This is a genomic window from Hymenobacter ruber (genome assembly GCF_054783255.1).
Genome location: NZ_BAAGQX010000002.1, coordinates 917,811 through 934,696 on the forward strand (window position 1 = coordinate 917,811; position 16,886 = coordinate 934,696).

Genomic DNA, 16,886 nt, shown 5'->3' on the forward strand with positions numbered 1-16,886 from the left:
TTAGCTCACGCCAAAGCCCCAATATTAGCTGGTCTAGCCAACCAGCGTCGCCTTCTGCCCGTGTGGTCTTAGGAGCTCATTGGCTTCTTTGGAGCGCTGACCAAACCCAGCCCTGGCCCGTTCATCACGTCCCGCTACTCATGCAGCAACTTGCTACATGGGTGTCGGCTGATACCGCCTCATTATTCCCTATTGACTCATCGGCCGCCCGCACCATATTGCAGGTCTGGCTGGGATTCGAACGCCCTCCCCTCGGCGGCTTCAACCCTAATCAAACGGTTGGTTCATTCCCTCTGAATATACCGCCAGCCTACCTAGTCCAAGCCCGCACCCTGCACGAGCAACAGCTTACAGACCTCAACCAAACCCATCTATCCGCTGACGAGCTAATAAAGCAGCTGGGCGTTTGGTGGCGCGAACGTGGCTCAGCTAGTTTGCCGCTGCCCTTGCGCGAACTAGCAGCCCTTCAATATGCTGACTTTTTACTAGCCCGGCCGCATTTGCTGCGCCCAGAACACCTGTGCGACCTACTGCCTCTGCTTGGCTCTACTCCCCAGGCACTGGCGCTGCAGAGTGCATTACCCCCCACAGAGCCTACTGACTTACCAATTACGGCCTCGCCGGCAGCAGTATTAAGCTGGGCTACTACTCAATACTTACCATACCGTCGCTGGCAGAGTGATTTCTCTACGCCGCCAGCTGTGCCCACTGCTCGCATTGCTACCCTAGCCGGCCAATTTGAGGACTGGATACTGACCAACTACCCAGCCCTGCTTGTTGGCTCTAATACAGGTTTATTGCACATTCAGCAAGCGGAAGGTTTACGCTTTGCCCGCACTCGCGAGGTAACACTCTGGGTAGTCCCCGATGGGTTGGGCTGGCTCGATGCCCAAGCCTTGGCTGAGCATTTGCACACTGCCTCAGCTGGACGCCTAGACGTCCCAAAATCCAAAGCTTGCTTGGGTTTGCTACCGACTATTACTTCACTAACCAAAAAACCTCTTCTCAACAGCACTACGGCTCGGGGCTTGTCTCATGCTCGTCCTAACGACATTCGCCGCGAGCGACTTATTGCCGGACATCTTAACCCCGCCGACCACCTGCGAGATGCCCAGCCAGGCGACCTGTTTATCTGGACACCGCCCGACCCTGATAGTGCATACCATGCTCAGTTCGACCGCTCCACCATTCAGCAGCGCGTTTCACAGCTGCTGAAGGTACTAGCCCAACAACTCTCTGCTGCCGCACAGGCTGTGCCAATTACGCTTCCCTTCCGTATAGTAGTAAGCACCGACCATGGCCGTCAACTGGGCACTAGTGCCCGCACAGTTGCCGTCCCTACTGGCTTCGAGAGCCATGGCAGAGCAGCCTACCCTACCAATGGTAAGTCCGCCCCATTGCCAACTGACCGTAGCCGCCCAGATTTGGCTTGGCTTGAACCTGAAGCTTTCGGCCTACCGCACTGGGCTGCAGCAGTGCGGGGCGAAGACTCCTTCCGCACCAACAACACTGATTCTACCGGCACCTTGCTCTTTCCGCACGGCGGCCTGTGGCCAGAAGAGGTAGTTGTACCATGGTTGGTGGTTGAGCGAGTGGCTCCTGCTTTACCACTCACTGCCCGACTCACTGGGCATGGCCTGGCGCGTCGGCGGGGCCAAGCCACTATAACCCTGGTCAACCCTACACCTCAGGCCTACATGCTCGTTTCGCTTGACCTGAATGACTCCGCCGACTTTGCTGCGACTGTTTCTCTGGCCAACCAAAGCCTTCCAGCTACTGCTAATCATACTCACGCTTTTTTCCTCGAGTCTTGGCCTACGCCCGCGCAAACTACTCAGTTGCGGGCCCGCCTGGTACTTCAAGATGCTGAAGGCCGACAGTTCACGTACTCAGACATTGTAGTACTGTTTACCAGTGAAGATTTCGAGAGTGCCCCTGACCTTGACTTGAATTTTTAAATTAACCGTTCACCGCTGATTATCGTGGATACTACTTCCCTCGAAGCCAAAGCCGTGGAGGTGTTTGGCAATCTAGTTATCGACAAACGGCGACTGCCGGCATCCAAACTCACAAGCCAAGGCCTACCTGGCTACGTAGCAGAATGGGTGCTGAGCAAAATTGTGCCAGGTCCTGGGCCTTTGTCGCTTGAAGACGCGCAGAAGGTACAAGAGTGGGCGACAGGCCGTGTGCCCCGACCCGACGAGCGCAACCTGCTCATGCATCGATTACAGCAGGGCAACCCCGTTAAGGTCATTACTCCGGTGCAAGTCGACGTATACCTCGACCGCAAACGCAAAGACCGGGTAGCTAAACTACCCAACATCGGTATTTTCGACGCGCACATCTCCGATGCGCTGCTCGAAGCCAACCCCGACCTACTCCACCACGGCATGTGGGGCATCACCGAGCTGCTGCACGTTTCTGAGGGCATCACCATTACAAGCTTCGAGCCCTTGCAGGCCAAGGTTAGTTTGAGCCTTTGGAAAGAAGCCCGCCGCAGCTTCTCACTCCTCGAATGGCGCACCTTGCTGTTGCAGTCCATGGGCTACAACCCCTCCGCCTATTCCGAGGCAGAGCAAACTCTCATGCTTGCTCGTTTGCTTCCCCTGGTGCAGAAAAACATGCATTTGATGGAGTTAGCGCCGAAAGGCACGGGCAAGAGCTACATTTATGAGAACGTGTCTCCTCGTGTCCGACTGCTCAGCGGTGGTACGGTGTCCCCCGCTGTGCTTTTCGTCAACAATGCCAATGGCCTTCCTGGCCTGTTAGCGCGGTACGCAGTAGTCGTACTCGATGAAGTACAAACAGCCAAATTCGAAGACCCCGCCCAAATTGTCGGGGGCCTAAAAGGCTATTTGGCCAACGGCCTTATCACCCGCGGTGGCCTACATGAAATTCCAGCAGATGCCGGCTTCGTTCTGCTAGCCAACATTACCCTCGATGAGCAACTTCGCCCGGTGAAATATCCGCTCATCAGCGAATTACCCGCTTTTTTACAAGAAACAGCTTTTATTGACCGAATTAAGGGCCTCATTCCCGGCTGGGAACTGCCCAAACTGACCAGTGGCAGTTTCGCCCAAGCTAGTGGACTTAAAGCCGACTACTTTGGCAACATACTCATCGCCTTACGTGATGACTTATCCGCTGACTCTTATTGCAGTGAGCACGTCCAGCTTGGAGGGCGAGCATACCGCCGCAATGAAGAGAGTGTCCGCGCGCTTGCCAGCGGCTTTATGAAGCTTCAGTTCCCGCACGGTGAAGCATCCGAGGCTGACTTCGATACCTATTGTGTGCAGCCTGCTATTAAGCTCCGCCAAGGCATTTGGGACCAACTCTATGCCCTCGACGGAGAATACCGAGGCAAGTTTGACAAGCTTATTACCTTGGAATCCGCCGCCCAACCTGCCCCGGCCCAATGATTTACCTTGACCACCACGCTACCACTCCCTGCGACCCCCTCGTTGTGGAGGCCATGCTGCCCTACTTCACGGCGCAGTTTGGCAATCCGTCCTCAGCTCACTTTGCCGGTTCCCGCGCCGCCGATGCCGTGCAGGTCGCCCGCGAGCAAGTCGCCAGCCTAGTAGGGTCCCAACCTGGCGAGGTTATTTTCACTAGCGGCGCTACTGAGGCCAACAACTTGGCTCTTCTCGGCTACGCCCGTGCAGCCCGAGCAAATTCTACCCGTCGCCGTATTGTCATCTCCGCTATCGAGCACAAGGCTGTCACCAATCCCGCCAAGCAACTAGCCCGCGAAGGATTTGAAGTAGTAACATTACCAGTAGACCAGCACGGCATCATTAATCTGGCTGCTGCTGCCGAAGCCATTACTACTGATACTCTCCTGGTTTCTATTCACGCCGCCAACGGTGAGATTGGTACTATCCAGCCCATCGCCGAGCTTGCCCAGCTCGCCCACGCCGCCGGCGCCATCATGCACACCGACGCTGCCCAAGCTGTCGGTAAAATTTCAGTTGATATAATGGCTTGGGGAGTCGATATGCTTTCCCTTAGTGGCCATAAACTCTACGGTCCCCAAGGCATTGGAGCTCTAATTATCCGCCACCCCCGCCGCACTCAGATAGAACCTCTCGGCTACGGTGGCGGCCAGGAACGAGGCTGGCGTGCCGGCACCCTCAATGTACCCGGAATTGTCGGCCTCGGCGCCGCTTGCATGCGCTGCGCTGAGCTATTGCCAGAAGAAAGTACCCGTTTAAGCACACTGCGCGATGAGTTCGAAGAAGCTGTTCTCACAGCTTTTCCTGGAGCCCGCCGTAACGGTAATCCCCAAGACAGGCTCCCTCATAACACCAGCCTAACCTTCCCTGGTATCGAAGCTGATGCCTTACTCGCTCGCTTGCCCTCATTAGCGCTCAGCACGGGCTCTGCCTGCGATGCTGGCACCGTAGAGCCATCCCCAACACTGCTCGCCATTGGCCTTTCGCGTGACGATGCTCGCGCTACTGTGCGCGTAGGGCTAGGGCGGTTTACTACATCGCAGGAGGCAGCGCAGGCCGCTACAGATTTGTCGCGACAAGTCACCAAATTAGTTGACCTTGTGCTTCCCTAAGCAGGTCTCATTCGAAAAAAACTACCTGAACAATATGGCCTTTGTTTTCAACACCGTCAGCGAGGAAGAAATAACCCGCTCCCTGAATGGCAAGCAGATGATGCACGCCATTCGCTACGACGGCGATGACCAGTTATTCGTAACTGGTCGGCCTGGTAGTGGCAAGACAACAATTTCGCTCCTTAGGGCTGTTTTTCTGCACAATCAGCCTGATAAGAAGGTTTTGCTACTGACCTTTCAGAATCTACTTGTAACCAGCTTACGAAACAGCGTTCCGGTAGATATGAGACTGAGCATAAACACATTTGACTCATGGAGTGGGCAAAGAAAGTCTGAGATGAAGCTTGATTTTAACGCTAGCGTAGAGCAGCTTACAGAGTTACTCAGTGCCCAAGGTGAACGATACTATGAGATAATAATCGACGAAGCTCAAGATTTGCCAAGCAACGTTTTTCAACCATTGTTTGCTATTACTGACCGCCTGACCATTGGCGCAGATACCGGCCAAAAGGTTCACCCTGAAGGAACAACAGCCGCCGAGATAGAGGAAATAATAAGCCAAACTCATGACATCCACGATGTAGAGTTGCAGTACAATTACCGCAACTTCTTCGAAATCTATGATTTTGCCAGGCAGTTCGTCCCGCACATGCCTTTCGCCAATGGAGCTCTTTTACTCGACTCAATGCCAAAGGGCAAGGGACGTTTGCCAGAGGTTATCCAAACTGCCGACGAAATCAAAACAATACTTAACCTGCTGGAGCAACACACTGGCGAGAACATAGCTGTTCTGTTCGAAAACATTGCTCAAGTCGATAGTTTTTCTGAGTCCCTGAAACAACATAATCTACGGCATACCAAATATCATTCTAAACTGGATTGGAGGGACAAAAGGACAACGCTCGCCAACGTGGAGAGCATAGTGGTAACTACTTATAAGTCAGCAAAAGGATTAGAGTTCCAAACCGTTATTATGCCTCATGCTGAGCGATTACGGCCATCTGTTGGAAACTTCTTCAATCCTGAACATTGCTACGTAGGTTGTACTCGTGCCACGCAGAACTTGTACCTAACCTATCGCGGTGATAAGCCTCCCTACTGCCTGCTGAGCTTCCGTGCTACGTCATACACTCATCAGCTAATTCCGCAATTGACGGAGGAAAACGATTTACCCTTCTAAAAACATGGCAAAGACCAGCACTTTTGTTAGCATAGATGACCTTCGTGCCCAAGCTCGCAAGCATGGCTTAGATACATCTGGAAGAAAAGGAGAGATACAGAAGCGCCTTGAGGATGCCGGGCATTACACTGCGAAGGAAGACCCAACATTGTTTCCTGCGCCTAGTCTGGATAGTAGTAATAGTATAAGCAGCGGCCAAACTCTTTTCTTGCAGCTTCCTGTTGATAACATTGGTCGTTACTTTAAACGCGGCGTTTTCTATCCCTTGGCGCTTGAACTTGACGAAGATATTAAGAGGATACGCCAACCAGACCTGCTTACAAAGTGCCCCGGCTATTTAGTGCTTGCACCAGGCAGCATCGACTATTTGGAGGAATCCGATGTACTGGTTGAGTTATTCCTACAGCCCATTGATGAAATCAAGCTGCGACCATTTCACGACGTATTTCTATATCCCGAGCCACTACCCATTTCGCGCATCAAGAAACTTCTCTTTCATGGAGAGAAGGCCAGAACGCGGTTTTTAGCTAATGCAAATACATTCAAAGACTATTTTGCGCCAGCTCAGTTAACTGGAGTTATATCAGACAGTGTTGCTAGGCTCAATCAGCCCGAGTTTGAAACTGACCAATCCCCCTCAGAATCAAACACGCTCATTACTGATTCTCAGCCTATCCCCTGGAATAACGTTCTGGCCAAATATGACCGCATTTTAGGGTTGTTTGCGTACCTACGCAATAGTTCTACTGTTCTAGCTGCAAAGAATACATCCATTCAAGAGTACCCCAACGATGCACTTGCAGCGCTACACTTGCTGAATGAGGCAGCACCAAAACAAGCCACGGAGCGAACCGGACTTTTCAATTATCTGCTCAGACGCAGTACTCCAAACGCTGATAACGAATTATCTCCCAGCCGCCGGCTGTTTTTCGAAACAGTCGCAGCAATTTACGATAACGAAACCCCTACTTATGCCTGGGCTGCCGAGCATATAAAAAGCATTGGTTCCAGCTTGCCAGCGGGTGTCGACCCAGTCCCGCTACGTAACGCCTTCAAAACCTTTGAAGCGTTGACGCAATCTGGCCAAACAACTCCTCAGGATGCTATTCGCTCATTTAACCAGCCTAATACGGTCGGCGACCAGGACGGCGGCCTTGACATTCCGTTTGTTTCGTTGGTTTTACTTGGCCGGTACTCTAACCGCGAACGAACCAACACTGATAAGCAAGTTGCTCTTAATTTTCTACGTAAAGCCCGCTTTCGAGCGACTGAGCTAGGCCCTCTTTTAGCAATGCTAGGCCTGTATTACGGCTACGAGCGTATGCCACGCCAAGACGAAAATGCAGCGTATGAATTCTTGCCTGATTCGCCATTTCATCAACTTGCCCAACGTTACGGTCGGCTGCACTTTAGCATAGAACGCCCGCTTGACCGTGCTATCGTCGAGTGTTGCTTTCAATTTGCTCTTACAAACAACACTGGCAATAATGATTTGGCTTTCTTAGAGCTTACAAAAGCCGTGAGTAGTAAGGAGAGTGTATCGATTGCGGGGACCAATCGTAACCCTATATCAAAAGTGTTTGGGGTACCCGTCTTCCGCGACGAAATGGTGCCACGCCTTGAGACACGGGGTGAGCCACGGGTTGAGCCACGGGTTGAGCTAATCCAATCTAACCCTGTTCAGCATAGCCAATCTCAATCGCTCCAGAGCTCATCGCCTTCAACCATTTCCATCTTAAGAGCAGCCTACCCAAACGGAACAGTACCTGTTGGCGATTCACTTATCGCTGCATTGGACCAACTGCGACCCAATCAAGTTACGCTTCCTGTCGAGGTGCTTGCACAAATCATAAGTTCGCTTACTACTGAGCAACGCGATGTTCTGCTTAGTCTCATGCGAATAACTCGCGGCAGCAGCCAAAATAGCGGGACCACATCAACTCAGGGCAAATCGTCCTTTTGGAAGAAATGACATTAGACGAACTATCAACCCTGCTTGCGGCTCAGAAAACCCCTGACGAACTAAATGCTGCTATCACTACCAATGAGCAGCTAATCAGCTTATGTCTTCTGGTAACTGACGTTTCAACGCTTGAAAGCCACCAAAAGCTGGATGCCGCTTTCCATTCTCTAATAGATAGCAGTGCGTTTAAGAGTGCGCAAGCGTCTGGTGTACTTCCAGCAAAAATCAATACCCTGCTGCTTTTATTCGCCACTGCTTTCGAGCATAGTGGTGGATGGGGCAACATCGGCACGATGTTGAGTTACATCCCTGATTCTTCAATAAAAAAGCGTCTTACAGCTGGCAGGAAATTTCGCCGTATCTCCAATGCCATCACTGGTTATACTGCCGTCTTCGAGCCCGTGATGCAACAACTGAACGGTGCCACTCATGAAGATGAGACAGACTATAGTGCACCTGTTATTCAAGTCGTTTTGGACTATTGGCGCATTGCCTCTGAACAACTCTCAACTAACTATCCAAATGCGCTGACTGAATTTCAAGCCCTTTTTTTATCGGATGATAATCAAAAGCGTTTTCCATTTCTAGCCCATCCTGTTGTTCAGGATTCGGTAACTAACCTTTCTTTTGAAACTGTTCCGCTTTCGGTTGAGAATGGGGTTCCCGTCACTGCAGACCACCCACTACTCCCCACTGCGCAAATTCTTGCCACGTTTGATGAGCATATCACACAGCCTATCGACAAAGACCCACGTACTCGCTACGAGAGTCCACTTGGCTACCACAAAGACGTCATACGGCAACGAATTCTCGAATACGGCCGCGCTGATTTCCGTGAGATTTGCCGAAGTGTAAGTCCGGAGGCATCGCCAGCTGACCGTGTCCTCCTATACTGCTACTCGAACTTACGGAAGCACTTTTTCACGACACGTTATGTACTGGGGAAAATCATCCGCTCTTTGTCTAAGCAACTCCGCCCTGGTGCTCGGACTGTCTTTGTCGATTTGGGGTGTGGTCCCCTGACCGCCGGCTTGGCCCTGGCTGACCTACACCAAGAAGAATTTGGCAGCCCGCTAATTACCCATTACGTGGGTATAGACATTGCTCCTGCCATGCTGGATAAGGCAAGAGCGTTTAGCAGAAGTCCCGTTTTTGCCCCCGAAAGCACTTTTAGTTTTTTTACCAATTGGCATGACTCTCTCGACCTGTTAAGCGGTGATTTGGTGCAATTGACCAACCCTACTATTTTAAGTGCCTCTTACTTGTTTGCAAGCAACTCTCTTGAAGTGGAGAGTTTGGCTTTGTTTGTCGCAGAACTACAACGGCGCTGCCCCAGAGCTCCAATGTATTTTGTATTTCAAAACCCTAACCGCGACGACCGTAACGTAAACTATACTAACTGGAAAAAACTTTTATCAGGCGTTGAGCTGTTAGAAAGAGGGGCAACAAGGGTATTTTACAGAACAAAGCCTTGGGCTACTAAGTGGGAACCCAGCAACGAGGAGGTATATTATGAACTACTCACTTTTCAACCAAGCACCTTCCGCACCTAGCGTCCCCGCACCATGGCATAAGGAGCAAGACCATATAGTCTCTGTTCCACCGGTAGGGCTAAGGTACTTGCCCGGCTACATCACTCCTAAGCTGGAAGCCCGACTCCTTACCTTACTTGACGAAGCCATTTGGCTTGACGACCTAAAACGCCGCGTCCAACACTATGGCTACAGGTATGATTACAAGTCGCGACGTATAGACTACTCGATGTATTTAGGGCCGCTGCCTCACTGGTGTGACTACTACGCTCAACAGCTTGCCGCCGAAGGTATTTTTAGTAGCCCGCCTGACCAAGTCATTGTCAATGAATATATGCCTGGTCAAGGCATTGCGCCGCACATTGACTGCACCCCGTGCTTCGAAGACACCATCGTTTCGCTGAGCTTAGGGTCTGCCTGCGTCATGAATTTCACGCAGTTGGCTGACCCCAGCCAGCGCTATGACCAGCTTCTGGAGCGCGGCAGTGCCGTTGTTCTTCAAGATACTGCTCGTTTCGAATGGCAGCATGGCATTAAACCTCTCAAATCAGACATTATCAACGGTCAACGTCTGCTGCGCCAACGTCGCGTTTCCTTGACCTTTCGCAAGGTGAAACTCTAGTGCGCTTACGCAAGTCGCTAGCATTTTACGCTATTGTATAGGCCCCCTATTAGTAGTAAGAACCACTGACAATAGCCAAGACAAAAAGAGCGGGCCATCTGGCCCGCTCTTTTCATTACTACGTTACACTTCAAAATGCGGCCGGTCCTTAAACTCTGGCCAGTCGCCGCCCCAATGCACCCGTGCATCGGCCGCCTTCATCAGCCGCGCAAACTTGCTCAGCAGCAACCCCGACCACGACACCTCACCATCCGACAGCACAAAGGCCACATCCAGCGCCGGCGTCGGCAACCGGTTGTGCTTCGATTCGCCGCCTCGCTTGTACGTCACCACCGGCCCCGGCTTGCTGCGCCCCTGTTTGTACAACTCATCCTGCCGCTCCGGACTCCGGTAACACTCCGTAATAATCGGCCGCCCGGCTAGCCGCAGCACCGGGTCACCCAGCCACCGCGCTAAGGCCTGCGCATACGCCGCCGCCAGGCTCGGCACCGCCTGCCCCAGCCGGGCCGCCTGCACCTTCAACTGAACGCCGCTCAGCTGTGGTGCCGTCCGCTCCACCCCGTTGGCTATCCTATTGGGAGACATCAGTTCCCGTGTTAACCGTAGAATCACCGGCCGAAGCCGCCGGAGCCGCCACCACCCCCACCACCGGAGCCCTCACCACGTTTTCCGGTTTCTGCAGCGCCTTCCGAACCGTCGCCCAAATCGTGACAATGGCCACTAGTGCCTGGATAATGAGATGCCCGTAATTCTCAATTTTATCGGGGTCCGGCGGCGTAAGCTCGTTACTGGCTACTTGGCCGATGAGGGCTGTTGCGAGAATGTGCGCAAGGTGCCCGGTTTTGGTGCTACTAAACATGAGAAGAAGAATGGTTAAAGATGCTACGTAAGTTACAAATTTAAGTAACATTTTGCTACATAATAACTAAGTCTATCCTAACTGCACATTGCACTTTTTTTTGGCAGCCCCTTCGGGCCGGGCTATCCGCCACTCCGCTGCGCTGCGGCCCTGCGGGCAGCCTCCCGCTGGTCGGCTTGGCTACTATCCCTGCTGCGTCCGGCACTGCCTGGACACTCATTGATTCCGTAACGCCCGCCAGCCCGCCGCCGGCCATGCCGCCCGCCTTTCAGGACGTGCCGCCCGTCCGTCCCCACCAACCCAAGCCCCGGGCCCGGTCGCCGTTTCGCTCCGTCGCTGCCTTGCTACGCGGGGTTTTGGGCTCCGTACCTCCACCCAAACCCCACTACGCGGCGTCCGCTCCTCTGCTCCACGCCGCCCCGGCCCTCTCCCCACCGCACCGACACAAAAGCTTCACCAGCCGCTCCAGACACAGCCCTAGCGCCAACCCACCGCACCACGGCCCCGCAGTGCCGGGCCTAAAACAGGCCCCGAACCGCGCGCCCGCCTCCCCGGGTTAGGTGCAGGCCGCAGGCCGAAACGCCTGCCGCCCGCCAGCAAAGTTTGCGTTCAGGCCACGCAGGCAGAAGCAAGGCCCGCTTCGCGGAGGTTCTGTTGGGGAGCACCCCAAACCCCCGCCATCATGCCCTGGCTTGCCGCCCGGTCATCCTCCTCGGCCTCCGCAGCCTCCCGTTGGTCGGCCACTACCGCCTCACAAGGCTGGCTTCGCCGAGCATCCATTGGGCGCTGGCCGCCCCAAACCCCGGCTAAAAAGGCATTTAGGTTTTCAAAGCACGGCGCGGGCGCTCCAATTTATTGCATTTTATAGAGCCGGGCGCCTGGTCATGCAGGCCAATATTTGCCATATATTTTATTACCAAAAGTAACAACATGTTACATTATTTCGTATCTTTAGTATGTAGTCCGGGATAGGCCCGGACGCCCGCCCTACCCGGAGGCCTACGGCGCGGGGCACCCACGGCTAACATCTACAGCCATGCAACCCAACCAACTTTTGCAGCTTGCCGCTGCCGCCTGGAAAGGCCCCGCCCTCTGCTCGTTCTCGGGCATCTATGTTTCGCAGTCCGCCGCCACTTATGGCAAGGGCGGCACCAGCTGGCACGTCATGCTTAGCTTGGCCGAGCGCCCAGCATGCCAGCCTTCCGGTGGGTTCGCCGGCTCTTCCCCCTGCCCGTTTGAGGCGCTGCGCGTTGCCTTCCGCGCTTTGCGCGCTGCGCACCCCGGCTATGCTTTCGCGGCCGTGTGGGAGGTGATGAAAGCCGAGGATGAATTTGCCGGCGTCCCCGCTCATGCCTAGCGTCGCCATTGCCCCAGCCGCGCCCGTTGTGGGCGCGGCTGCTAGCAAGCTAGCGGCCTTGCGCGTCACCTTGGCCCGCCTGGAGGCTATGTTTCCGCCCCGCCCCCAGGTTGCCCCCAAGCCTGCACCGGCTCCCGTCTCGCCGGCGGCCGTGGCCGCCACTGCCGCGCTGGCCCGTGCCCATTCGGCCTTTTTTGATGCCCGCGCCGCCAAGTACGCGCTGCGCGATACATACGACTCACGGCCCGGCCGCTTCGCCCAGCTACGCGCCGCCATCCTGTGCTGCCGCCAGGCCCAGGCCGCATACGCCGCGGCTGCGGCAGCCTACCACGCCAGCCCGGCGGGCGCTGCTTTGCAGGCTGCCCGCGCCAAGTACCCAGGTTTCTAGCCTCCGGCCCGCGCCAGCTGTGGCGCGGGCCCCTTACCCCTTCATTTCATGGATTACGAACCAACTGAGGCCGAATTAAACGGTCTGAGCGGCGATGAAATGGCCGCTGATGAAGCCCAGGCTGCTTTCTACGAGCAGGAAGCCGCCGCCCGCGAAGAGTGGGAGCGCCAAGCCTACTACCACCACGAGCAAGAGCAGCAAGGGTGGGTCGATGGCGAGTATGAACAGATGATGTTCGAGGTCGAAGGCTACTAGTCGCTTAGCAAAAACCAATTTTCTAACCAGGGGCCGCCAAGTTGGGCGGCCCCACAAAACCGCCCCATCATGGCCAAAACCGCCACTCCTTATCAGCCCCAATTGCTCGACCCGCACAGCGCCGAGCCCCAGCCCGTCAATCCCAAAAACGGCCGCAGCTTCAAGCTGGCCGAACTATACCAGTTGCTCGATTGCCATACGGTCGAGGTCATACGTCTCACGTCCGAGCTGATTTTAATCGTCGACGAAGAAGGCAAGTTCCGCAACCCGGCCTACCTCAATCTGCTGGCTACTTACCTGTGGCACCAGCACCAGCCCGCCGCCCGTGGCGTCGATTCCATCGTGGGCCGCGCCATCCTGTGCCACGACAAACAATTCCGCTAGTCAAGCCAACGGCAACGGGGCCGGCCGCCAATAGGCCCCACCTTTTTCATTCCCACTCCCAACCATTTCCCGTTATGTCCACCAAAGTAAAAGCTCAGCGCAGCGCCGCCACCGAAGCCGTTGCCGTCCCCACCACCGCCCCCGAGGCTCCCGTGCTCACGTTCAGCAAGCCCACTACGGCCGCGCCGGCTTACCTCATCGAGAAGGCCGACGAGGCCACCGGCGAAGTCGTGCAGGTGCCGCGCTTTCGCTACCTACCCGGCCACCCGCGCCAGGTGCGTTTCGATGCCAAGGCCGGTCAGTTCAACATCAGCGGCATCACGCCCCTTGGCAATGCCCTGTCCTTCATTCCGCTGGCTTGGCGTGTGTTTCAGGACGACATTCTGAACATGGGACGCAAGCTGTGGGCCGAGCTGTTTTTTGCCAACGACAAGGGCGCCATCTGCGCCGTGCTCTTCCACGGCTACAGCGTCGAAAACCTTTACCGCCTCATCGAACCGCTGTTTTACGACGACCTGACCCTGGCCGACGTGATGGTAAAAGTCACGGCCGAGAAGAAGCAGACCACCAAAGACAGCAAGACGGCCACCTACTACATCGCCCAATTCAGCTACGAAGCCGCCGACGCGGCTGAGGTAGCCGCCCGCCGCGACTTCGCCCGCGACTTCCCCATCTGGCGCGCCGAAACCTACACCGGAGCCGCTGATATGCGCATCCAGCACGGCTACACTGTGCCCGCCGAGGACGACCCGCAAGACCCGGAACCGGCCGCCGCTGTGCCTGCCGCTCTGCCCCTGGCTGCCTAATACCCCGGCCCCACGGTGCCCGCCGTGGGGCCATCTGGCTACCCACTCATCCAACAACACTCCCAATGAATCACCCGACCGAACTTCCCCAGCTGTCTCTTGAGCAGCCGGCCCGCGACAACGCCGAGGCCGCCTTGCTGGCCCAGCTGGCCGAGCATCTGGCCGATACTAACCCGCTGCCCGACCTGCGCGACTTCGCCCCCCAGGTGCGCCAGCTCTTTCCCGAGCCCGCTTACCTGGTCGGCTGTGGCAGCGCCCACATCTGGCTGCACCGCGACGCCGACCCGCAGCGCCTGGCCCTCATCCGCTAACCCTATTTTCTCAACGTCATGTTTCACGCCCTTACGCATCACCCCGACCTGACCCAAGCCCAGCACCGCGCTCTGCCCCAGGTCAGCAATACCGACTTGAGCAACCTCAAGCAGGAACTACTTGGCCAGTTTCGACAGCCCAACCCCGTGGCCCTGGCCTACGGCAGCCACTTTCATACCGCCGTGCTGGAGCCCGCCACCTACACCCGCACCGAGGAGCACGGCATCAAGTGGGCAGACCTGGAAATGCTGGCCCGCCAGGTGCGCCGGCAGCGCTATTGCCGCGACCTGCTTTATCGGGGCCAAGCCGAACAGTCCTACACTACCATCCACACGGCCACCGGCGTTGGGGTAAAGCTCCGCCCCGACCTCCTGGTGCGCAGCCCCGCCGGCCGCCAGCTCACTCTCATCGACTTCAAAACCACCAGCAGCCCCGACCTGCCTCACTTCCTGACCACCATCGAGAAGTACGACTACGACCGCCAGGCCGCCCTGTATCTTGATGTGCTCGGCGCCACCCGCTTCCTCATTATCGGCGTGCAGAAAAAGGACCCGCGCGAAGTATGGCGCGTCGAGCTAACGGCCACGCCCGACCTCATCGAGCAGGGCCGCAAGAAGTACGCGGTGCTGCTGCGCCATCACGCCCGCAAAGTCGGTGGATTGCCCAGTTTTGCGCCTGTTGGTACTCCATTGGCTCTGGCCGCATAGCTTGAAACCCCGTTCACAGCCAGTCAATATATTTTCTATGTGTGATTTCGATAAGGAGGAATACTGCAGCACCCTGCTGCAATATTCCCGATTAGCTTCTGAGTTCAATAGTGCAACAGCTTGTTGCACTATTGAACTGCTACCACAATAGAAACGCTAATACTAGCCAAAACCGCTACCTCACCAACAGCAGAAGCCCCCGCACCACCTACGACGACTCTCGCGTGCAACGCAAGGCTTCAGTGGATACAGAGGCTTCTTTCTATGAACACGTTTGACAACGTGCCTTAATCAAATTTTATACAGTGTTGTCAGGCACAAGGAGTAGCAGGAAGAGTCTAGCCCTTGACCTCAGCCCCAGCGTTTTGCAGCAGTTGTATTGGGTTGACTACGGGCAGAAATGCACGGCTTAAAATTGTGCCTGCGCCAAGTGCCAGCAATTGCCCTCGCGTGGTAGAATAGGCTAACCCAATCATAGTCCCGCCAATAGGAGCCGGCATTGCAGGCGCTTCATCCAAGCTATTGGTCAACAGTTTGGGTAGTTGCGTTACTTTGAAAACAGTTTCGGTACGTATCTCCCCAACTTCTATTTTCTCAGCAGCGTCTTTTAGCGTGGCTTGGATAATGACCCCAATCCGAACCCGCACGATGCACTTCTTGGCATCCATGTCCTGCTCAGTTGTGATTCGATAGTCGAACCCACTCAACTGTTTGCCGGCAATGACCGGGTCCAGTTGATTATCCATGCGAAACAAAACGACCCGGCTTTCCAGAAACTTAATCTGGTCAACTTTAAATGTGGCCGGGGAAACAGATTTGGCGCTCAACAGAAAAGAGAAGAGAAGCGTGAATGATTTTTTTAGTAAAGGTCACAGACCTCGGATAACTCGGCTAATACAGAAAAAGCTGCCGGTTGGCCGGCAGCTTTTTCAGATTGGTTTCCGGCGGTGCGATTGCTCGCTCGCGGCTGCTTTTCTTCGGGGGCAACGAACATCACCATCTTATGCCAATCGGCACTAGTAAAATCGTCCGTTGCTACTGAATCGTGCAGCGTAACGGCAACTGCCTTGCTCTGTACTTCCTGCGGCGTAGTTACCAGCCGCGTCCCCAATGCTTGCTCCAAACGGATGAGCATCTTGAGGGTAAAGTTGTGGGTGCCAGTCAGCATCCGGCTTACTTCGGGCTCTTTCTTACCAAGCCGTTCGGCCAAGTCCTTTTGCGTGAGCCCTTGCGTGCGCAATGAATGTTTGATTTGGTCGGCTATGAGGAACGAGCGTTCCACGAATTGCCGGGCCTCGGGGGCGATTTCGATGTGGCCGAAATACTTGCTAGCCATGATGGGAGGAATTGATTTTTTTATATTAGCCCGGTAGGTTCATCTGATGATACGCGCCGTGCAGCTGTTGGTTTTCAATCCAAACAGTCTGATTTTTCAGGCGGTGCTTCAAGATTTCCGCTACCTGGTTCATCATACGAAACGCGGGCCGAGTGTCGCCGTCCTGCGCTTTTTTGGTGGTCTTGCGGCCACCACCGCCAAGGACCATTATATCGTCCGAGCAGATGAATCCATACAAGCGCAGCAGGTTGCCGTAGGCTTGCGGGGGAGGAAGCGCCACCGCATCCCTTTCGGGCCGGAACAAAGTGGCATCGCCGGGAGGAAGTGCCCCGCGTTTTGCCCCAATTTCCTCCAGCGCCGCGAGGATAACCTCAAGGTCCGGCCGGTACTCGTGACTGGCAATGAAACGGGAAATGAATCGGTCAGTTTCACTATCTTCTTCATTTTCAAGCCGCACGGTGTAGAAGTTCACCTTGGGCATTTGGCGGTATTCTTCGATGTAAACGACCAACTTACCTTAAAAGTTAAGTCAAAGGTAGATTATTTTTCTGCCTTCGCAAGTGCCACGAAAAAAATAACAGTGCCAACGCGTCAGGCCGGCTACTGGAAAGGGCGACG

The 16,886-nt window shown here is 55.1% G+C and carries 19 protein-coding genes; 14 read left to right on the top strand and 5 right to left on the bottom strand.

Annotated features, from left to right (window positions below; genetic code table 11):
* Positions 1-140 precede the first annotated feature (140 nt).
* The 7 genes from ACYVM5_RS04590 (at position 141) to ACYVM5_RS04620 (ending at position 9,864) form a co-directional block, all read left to right on the top strand.
* Positions 141-1,958, top strand: coding sequence for a hypothetical protein (locus ACYVM5_RS04590; RefSeq protein ID WP_460616965.1), 1,818 nt, complete (start codon positions 141-143; stop codon positions 1,956-1,958).
* A 24-nt stretch (positions 1,959-1,982) separates the two neighbouring features.
* The gene (gene brxL, locus ACYVM5_RS04595; protein ID WP_460616966.1) at positions 1,983-3,419 is read left to right on the top strand and encodes a BREX system Lon protease-like protein BrxL; all 1,437 of its coding nucleotides are present in this window, start codon (positions 1,983-1,985) and stop codon (positions 3,417-3,419) included.
* The gene (locus ACYVM5_RS04600) at positions 3,416-4,567 is read left to right on the top strand and encodes a cysteine desulfurase family protein (protein WP_460616967.1); all 1,152 of its coding nucleotides are present in this window, start codon (positions 3,416-3,418) and stop codon (positions 4,565-4,567) included. Before brxL ends, ACYVM5_RS04600 begins: the two co-directional genes overlap by 4 nt.
* 34 nt (positions 4,568-4,601) lie before the next feature.
* Positions 4,602-5,747, top strand: coding sequence for a DEAD/DEAH box helicase (locus ACYVM5_RS04605; protein WP_460616968.1), 1,146 nt, complete (start codon positions 4,602-4,604; stop codon positions 5,745-5,747).
* A 4-nt stretch (positions 5,748-5,751) separates the two neighbouring features.
* The gene (locus ACYVM5_RS04610) at positions 5,752-7,719 is read left to right on the top strand and encodes an SAP domain-containing protein (protein WP_460616969.1); all 1,968 of its coding nucleotides are present in this window, start codon (positions 5,752-5,754) and stop codon (positions 7,717-7,719) included.
* A complete protein-coding gene (locus tag ACYVM5_RS04615; RefSeq protein ID WP_460616970.1) occupies positions 7,716-9,263 on the top strand; it encodes a hypothetical protein in 1,548 nt (515 codons plus the stop codon). The genes ACYVM5_RS04610 and ACYVM5_RS04615 overlap by 4 nt, the downstream gene beginning before the upstream one ends.
* Before the next feature lie 67 nt (positions 9,264-9,330).
* Entirely contained in the window at positions 9,331-9,864 is a 534-nt protein-coding gene (locus ACYVM5_RS04620) for a 2OG-Fe(II) oxygenase family protein (protein WP_460616971.1), read from the top strand.
* 123 nt (positions 9,865-9,987) lie between these two features.
* Here ACYVM5_RS04620 and ACYVM5_RS04625 read toward each other — a convergent pair whose 3' ends face one another.
* On the bottom strand, positions 9,988-10,449 hold the full coding sequence (locus ACYVM5_RS04625) for a M15 family metallopeptidase (protein ID WP_460616972.1): 462 nt from the start codon (positions 10,447-10,449) through the stop codon (positions 9,988-9,990).
* Entirely contained in the window at positions 10,436-10,723 is a 288-nt protein-coding gene (locus ACYVM5_RS04630; RefSeq protein WP_460616973.1) for a hypothetical protein, read from the bottom strand. The genes ACYVM5_RS04625 and ACYVM5_RS04630 overlap by 14 nt, the downstream gene beginning before the upstream one ends.
* A gap of 1,036 nt (positions 10,724-11,759) precedes the next feature.
* Here ACYVM5_RS04630 and ACYVM5_RS04635 point away from each other — a divergent pair.
* From ACYVM5_RS04635 to ACYVM5_RS04665, 7 genes are all read left to right on the top strand, one after another.
* Positions 11,760-12,080: a hypothetical protein gene (locus ACYVM5_RS04635; protein ID WP_460616974.1), complete on the top strand. Its 321-nt coding sequence runs from the start codon at positions 11,760-11,762 to the stop codon at positions 12,078-12,080.
* Positions 12,073-12,468: a hypothetical protein gene (locus tag ACYVM5_RS04640; protein ID WP_460616975.1), complete on the top strand. Its 396-nt coding sequence runs from the start codon at positions 12,073-12,075 to the stop codon at positions 12,466-12,468. The genes ACYVM5_RS04635 and ACYVM5_RS04640 overlap by 8 nt, the downstream gene beginning before the upstream one ends.
* Before the next feature lie 48 nt (positions 12,469-12,516).
* A complete protein-coding gene (locus ACYVM5_RS04645; protein ID WP_460616976.1) occupies positions 12,517-12,723 on the top strand; it encodes a hypothetical protein in 207 nt (68 codons plus the stop codon).
* Between the two features lie 69 nt (positions 12,724-12,792).
* A complete protein-coding gene (locus tag ACYVM5_RS04650) occupies positions 12,793-13,107 on the top strand; it encodes a DUF3846 domain-containing protein (RefSeq protein ID WP_241936986.1) in 315 nt (104 codons plus the stop codon).
* A 74-nt stretch (positions 13,108-13,181) separates the two neighbouring features.
* Entirely contained in the window at positions 13,182-13,913 is a 732-nt protein-coding gene (locus ACYVM5_RS04655; protein WP_460616977.1) for a hypothetical protein, read from the top strand.
* A 65-nt stretch (positions 13,914-13,978) separates the two neighbouring features.
* Positions 13,979-14,224, top strand: coding sequence for a hypothetical protein (locus tag ACYVM5_RS04660; protein WP_460616978.1), 246 nt, complete (start codon positions 13,979-13,981; stop codon positions 14,222-14,224).
* Positions 14,225-14,242: 18 nt separating this feature from the next.
* Positions 14,243-14,932 carry a PD-(D/E)XK nuclease family protein gene (locus tag ACYVM5_RS04665; RefSeq protein ID WP_460616979.1) on the top strand — a complete coding sequence of 230 codons (690 nt, stop codon included), beginning with the start codon at positions 14,243-14,245 and terminating at the stop codon, positions 14,930-14,932.
* 338 nt (positions 14,933-15,270) lie between these two features.
* Here the strand turns inward: ACYVM5_RS04665 and ACYVM5_RS04670 are convergent, their stop codons facing one another.
* The 3 genes from ACYVM5_RS04670 to ACYVM5_RS04680 are packed head-to-tail and all read right to left on the bottom strand — an operon-like array spanning position 15,271 to position 16,779.
* A complete protein-coding gene (locus ACYVM5_RS04670; RefSeq protein WP_460616980.1) occupies positions 15,271-15,759 on the bottom strand; it encodes a hypothetical protein in 489 nt (162 codons plus the stop codon).
* A gap of 32 nt (positions 15,760-15,791) precedes the next feature.
* The gene (locus ACYVM5_RS04675; protein ID WP_241936980.1) at positions 15,792-16,268 is read right to left on the bottom strand and encodes a helix-turn-helix domain-containing protein; all 477 of its coding nucleotides are present in this window, start codon (positions 16,266-16,268) and stop codon (positions 15,792-15,794) included.
* Between the two features lie 25 nt (positions 16,269-16,293).
* Complete coding sequence (locus ACYVM5_RS04680; RefSeq protein ID WP_460616981.1) at positions 16,294-16,779, bottom strand: hypothetical protein; 486 nt, start codon at positions 16,777-16,779, stop codon at positions 16,294-16,296.
* Positions 16,780-16,886 lie beyond the last annotated feature (107 nt).

What these genes read in the sequence shown, in the direction of transcription:
- ACYVM5_RS04635 (WP_460616974.1), top strand. Translation starts at nt 11,760, where the DNA reads ATGCAACCCAACCAACTTTTGCAGCTTGCCGCTGCCGCCTGGAAAGGC.
- ACYVM5_RS04605 (WP_460616968.1), top strand. Translation starts at nt 4,602, where the DNA reads ATGGCCTTTGTTTTCAACACCGTCAGCGAGGAAGAAATAACCCGCTCC.
- ACYVM5_RS04590 (WP_460616965.1), top strand. Translation starts at nt 141, where the DNA reads ATGCAGCAACTTGCTACATGGGTGTCGGCTGATACCGCCTCATTATTC.
- ACYVM5_RS04625 (WP_460616972.1), bottom strand. Translation starts at nt 10,449, where the DNA reads ATGTCTCCCAATAGGATAGCCAACGGGGTGGAGCGGACGGCACCACAG.
- ACYVM5_RS04650 (WP_241936986.1), top strand. Translation starts at nt 12,793, where the DNA reads ATGGCCAAAACCGCCACTCCTTATCAGCCCCAATTGCTCGACCCGCAC.
- ACYVM5_RS04600 (WP_460616967.1), top strand. Translation starts at nt 3,416, where the DNA reads ATGATTTACCTTGACCACCACGCTACCACTCCCTGCGACCCCCTCGTT.
- ACYVM5_RS04655 (WP_460616977.1), top strand. Translation starts at nt 13,182, where the DNA reads ATGTCCACCAAAGTAAAAGCTCAGCGCAGCGCCGCCACCGAAGCCGTT.
- ACYVM5_RS04610 (WP_460616969.1), top strand. Translation starts at nt 5,752, where the DNA reads ATGGCAAAGACCAGCACTTTTGTTAGCATAGATGACCTTCGTGCCCAA.
- ACYVM5_RS04615 (WP_460616970.1), top strand. Translation starts at nt 7,716, where the DNA reads ATGACATTAGACGAACTATCAACCCTGCTTGCGGCTCAGAAAACCCCT.
- ACYVM5_RS04660 (WP_460616978.1), top strand. Translation starts at nt 13,979, where the DNA reads ATGAATCACCCGACCGAACTTCCCCAGCTGTCTCTTGAGCAGCCGGCC.
- ACYVM5_RS04675 (WP_241936980.1), bottom strand. Translation starts at nt 16,268, where the DNA reads ATGGCTAGCAAGTATTTCGGCCACATCGAAATCGCCCCCGAGGCCCGG.
- ACYVM5_RS04665 (WP_460616979.1), top strand. Translation starts at nt 14,243, where the DNA reads ATGTTTCACGCCCTTACGCATCACCCCGACCTGACCCAAGCCCAGCAC.
- ACYVM5_RS04640 (WP_460616975.1), top strand. Translation starts at nt 12,073, where the DNA reads ATGCCTAGCGTCGCCATTGCCCCAGCCGCGCCCGTTGTGGGCGCGGCT.
- ACYVM5_RS04645 (WP_460616976.1), top strand. Translation starts at nt 12,517, where the DNA reads ATGGATTACGAACCAACTGAGGCCGAATTAAACGGTCTGAGCGGCGAT.
- ACYVM5_RS04630 (WP_460616973.1), bottom strand. Translation starts at nt 10,723, where the DNA reads ATGTTTAGTAGCACCAAAACCGGGCACCTTGCGCACATTCTCGCAACA.